This window comes from Psychrobacter sp. FME6, from assembly GCF_014861365.1.
GTDB lineage: Bacteria > Pseudomonadota > Gammaproteobacteria > Pseudomonadales > Moraxellaceae > Psychrobacter.
This window is the reverse complement of sequence record NZ_RRYW01000152.1, coordinates 1-4,428: the sequence shown is the minus strand read 5'-3', so window position 1 is coordinate 4,428 and position 4,428 is coordinate 1. Positions and strand designations below refer to the sequence as shown.

Below are 4,428 nucleotides of genomic sequence, written 5' to 3'. Positions count from 1 at the left end.
ATGCGATAGAGTCGCTAAACAGTGTGATTCGAACGGCGGTGAATAAGCGTAAGGTATTTCCCTCTGATCAGGCAGCGTTTAAAGTGGTATATCTAGCAACACAGCAGGCATCCAAAAAGTGGTCGATGCCTATTCGTAACTGGACGTCTGCTCTGAATCGCTTTATGATTATGTTTGATGATCGCATTAGTAAGCATTTAATCTAAATGGCAGTTACACAGAATCTGGGATGGGCTCTATTTTGCACCGCGATTGGCACATTTAACCTGGCAGACCAGTGATGTGTTAGCACATCATGCTATCATCAACGCTTGGCACACTGCTTACCCTGCATCTAATTTATACGCGCCGTTAGCTTTTGATTTGTCTTGTGATTCAGTGCCAGTTAACCAGACTATCAATACCTCATACGATGCGGTTTTTACCGCCAATACCTTACATATTATTTCGTGGTCTTTGGTTGAAAAGCTATTTGAATTGGTTGGAGACTTCTTACCTTCAAGTGGTAAGTTAATCGTTTATGGCCCATTTAACGACAATGGTTACTATACCAGTGACAGCAATCGCCAGTTTGACCATAGTTTACGGCAGCGTGATAGCAAAAGTGGCATCCGTGATTTACAGGAAATTGTAAAAGTAGCAGAAAAACAGCATTTATTCTTATCACATCAATATGCGATGCCAGCCAATAACCAAATATTGGTGTTTCAAAAGAAATCGTAAAATAGAGTGGTTTTTAGAACGAGCAAATAAACTGCACCATCAAGACACTATTTTATTCTCCCGCCTTTATATCTACTCTTATCATCCCATTTTTAATCTCCTAAATTAACACACCAAGTGCAACGTTCAGTTATCAATAATATAGAACGTTAAAAGTGTTTTATATTACCTCTAACTTGCTTAGCGCTTAACCAAATATCAACATGCTTAACCATATACGTGACATATCTGCGGCAGTTTTTGAGTAATATAATTGATGAGCATTATTAATGCTTTCTCATCTTTTAATAATTAACCGTGCCATACACAGAAAATTAAATGACAGTTGAAGTCAAAAACACCTCCAAGGATATAAAAACTGTGTCAGCGCGCCTTTAATGGCCTATCTATAGTCCATTTTACTCATTAGCCAGCTAGGATATTTTATGAATAAGAATATTGATCATACTGACCCCGCTAAAGACATGAATACCGAACGTGGCAACGGTGGTGAAACGCATCAGCGTGCAGGTAGTGACACCAAAGACATGACGACCCAGCAAGGGGTGGTTATTTCTGATAATCAAAATTCACTTAAGATTGGTGCTCGTGGACCAACGCTGTTAGAAGACTATGTATTACGTGAAAAGATAAATCATTTTGACCATGAGCGTATTCCTGAGCGTATTGTGCATGCGCGTGGTAGTGCAGCACACGGTTATTTTGAGCTGACTGAATCGCTCGAAGAGTATACCACTGCAAAGATTTTGACAGAAACAGGTAAGCAGACGCCATTATTCACGCGTTTTTCTACGGTTGCAGGTAATAAAGGCTCAAAAGATACGCCACGTGATGTGCGTGGTTTTGCGGTGAAAATTTATACCGAAGAGGGTAACTGGGATATCGTCGGTAACAATATGCCGATTTTCTTTATTCAAGATGCGATGAAATTCCCTGATCTTGTACATGCGGTGAAGCCAGAACCTGATCGCGGTTTTCCGCAAGCGGCATCGGCGCATGATACCTTTTGGGATTTTGTATCGCTTAGCCCTGAGACCATGCACAATGTTATTTGGCTGATGAGTGATCGCGCGCTGCCGCGTAGCCTTGGGATGATGGAAGGCTTTGGTATCCATAGTTATCGCTTTATCAATAAAGATGGCAAAAGCACCTTTGTGCGTTTCCACTGGAAGCCAGTCCTTGGTGTGCAATCACTCACTTGGGATGAAGCGGTTAAAATTTCTGGGGCAGATCCCGATTACAATCGTCGCGATTTGTTTGAGTCGATTAATAATGGCGATTATCCAGAGTGGGAGTTTGGCGTACAGTTATTTACCGAAGAAGAAGCCAATGAGTTTCCGTTCGACCACCTAGATGCGACCAAACTGATTCCAGAAGAATTAGTGCCAGTAAAAATAGTAGGTAAAATGGTGCTAAACCGTTATCCAGATAACTTCTTTGCTGAAACGGAACAAGTGGCGTTCTGTCCATCGCATTTGCCACCAGGTATCGATTTTAGTAATGATCCACTATTACAAGGTCGCCTATTTAGCTATTTGGATACCCAGCTCACGCGCTTAGGCTCACCGAACTTTGCCCAAATTCCCATTAACGCGCCAAAATGCCCGTTTGCTAATAATCAGCAAGATGGTCATATGCAAATGCAAGTGCCAAAAACTCGTGTCCTCTATGAGCCACAAAGCCTAGACACAACGAGACCGCGTGAGAGCGTCAAAAAAGGCTTTGAGTCGTTCCAAGAGCAGCTAGATGATGGCGTTAAAGGCCGCGTGCGGGCCGAAAGCTTCGCCGATCATTATAGCCAGCCGCGTATGTTCTATCGCAGCCAAACGGCAGCTGAACAAGCCCATATTGCCTCTGCCTATGCATTTGAGCTGGGTAAAGTAGATACGGCACATGTACGTACGCGGGTGCTTAGCCATCTACGTAATATCGATGAAGACTTGACTAAGCGTGTATCGAAAGCACTGGGTATGGAATTACCAAAAGCGGCAGAACCAGCAGCGCCGGTACAAGATATGGCGACATCGGATGCGTTACAGACCATTGGTCGTACGCCAAAGAGTTTAAAAGGTCGCTTAATTGGCATCTTGGTGGCAGAAGGCTCGAAGTATAGCGAAATTAAGAAGTTTGAAGATGCAGCCAAAAAGCAGGGCGCTCGAGTAAAAATTGTCGCACCAAGTAAAGAAGTTGTCTTGGACGATGATACACGTATACAAGCTGATGAACGCGTTTCTGGTGGTCCATCTGTGATGTTTGATGCGGTGGTTAGTATTATCATGCCTGAGCAAGCGAAGAAGCTGGCTAAAGACAGCGCAGCGTTAGATTGGTTTACAGATGCTTATGCACATTGTAAAGCTATTGCTTATTGCGGCGCGACCGATGAGTTTATTTTAAGTAAGCTACCCATTGAAAAAGATGCGTTTGTGACGCCATTGGCGGACTTAGATGCTTTCATTGAAAATGCCAAATCACGTCTGTGGGAGCGCGAGCCAAAAGTTCGAGATCTTGCTTAGTTTTTTAATCTAAATTTCTAAACAAAGAACTCAGCCTACGTGCTGGGTTTTTTATTGTTATAAAGGTAAATTTTTATAGGATAGCTATGTAGAGTCATTATAAAAATGATAAAACACTAGGTAAATATAGTCACAAGCGTTCACTCAAAATCATTTATTTTAAAATAACGGGCGTTATACTAAGGCGCACCAGTTTAATCAACGAATAAAAAGAGTATCACAAGAATGACTGATAATAGGTCAAGGAAGATAAATGAGTTTATGTAATATCGTACGCTTAGATGGTTATATTCAAAGTACGTACCTTGCGGTGTATCCAGATAGAATTATGCTATTAGACGGTGCTTGCCGCCCTGACGTATCGATGGTATTGGACTATATTAGAACGACTTTGCAAAGACCAGTAACGGATTTAAAAGTCGTCATGGTCACCCATATGCATCCAGATCATGCAGGTGGTGCACATCAATTTAGAGAGAAAACAGGTTGCCAGATTGTCTCTGCGGATAAAAAAAACCAATGGTATAGTGGTATCGGGGGACATGCCATGCATTTGGTTGATATCAATCTTGCACATTATGTGGCTAAGCGCCAAGGTCGCTCTTTTAGAAAGCTGTGGTATCCAGCGCACTTGCAGCCTGATTTGACAGTCAATGATGGTGATACTATTCCACAGTTTGATGACTGGCAGGTGCTGGAAACACCAGGGCACACGGATCGTGATTTGTCGCTATTTCATGTACCAAGTCGGCAAGTATATACCGCTGATTTGATTATTAAACTGAGCCATAAATTTGTGGCGCCTTTTCCAATTTATGATCCTAAAGTGTATATTCAGTCACTTCAAAAAATAAAAGATTTACAACCGTCAAATGTAATGATGGCTCATGGGCGTGAGCTGGCAATAGATGAGACGACTTTTGATATGCTGATTGCTCAAGCGCCTAAGCATCCGCGTACGATTAAAGATACCATTAAGCATAAGTTGCTGTGGCGAAAAGATGCCGGTTTTAGTGTTTTTAAACGCAATCGTAAATAATTAGGGCGTGTCCTCAATTCAAGCGATTATATCTAAATGGGCTAAAAATGGCTGAATTTTGCTAAACGTCGTCAAATAGCTGCTTAGATTAACATACCAAGTGCAACGCTAAATTATATTATAGAACACCTGATTGGGCGTTTTAAACCCTAA

4 protein-coding genes are annotated in these 4,428 nt (G+C 41.9%); all 4 read left to right on the top strand.

The window, feature by feature from the left end; translation table 11 throughout:
- Positions 1–206: transposase (locus EI162_RS13565; protein WP_192523695.1), on the top strand; the 206-nt coding region annotated here is incomplete at its 5' end.
- Positions 207–222: 16 nt separating this feature from the next.
- Positions 223–723 (top strand): DUF938 domain-containing protein, encoded by a 501-nt coding sequence (locus EI162_RS13560; protein ID WP_192524844.1) that lies wholly within the window; start codon positions 223–225, stop codon positions 721–723.
- 425 nt (positions 724–1,148) lie between these two features.
- The gene (locus tag EI162_RS13555; protein ID WP_192524843.1) at positions 1,149–3,236 is read left to right on the top strand and encodes a catalase; all 2,088 of its coding nucleotides are present in this window, start codon (positions 1,149–1,151) and stop codon (positions 3,234–3,236) included.
- Positions 3,237–3,489: 253 nt separating this feature from the next.
- On the top strand, positions 3,490–4,275 hold the full coding sequence (locus EI162_RS13550) for an MBL fold metallo-hydrolase (protein ID WP_192524842.1): 786 nt from the start codon (positions 3,490–3,492) through the stop codon (positions 4,273–4,275).
- The last annotated feature ends 153 nt before the right edge of the window (positions 4,276–4,428 follow it).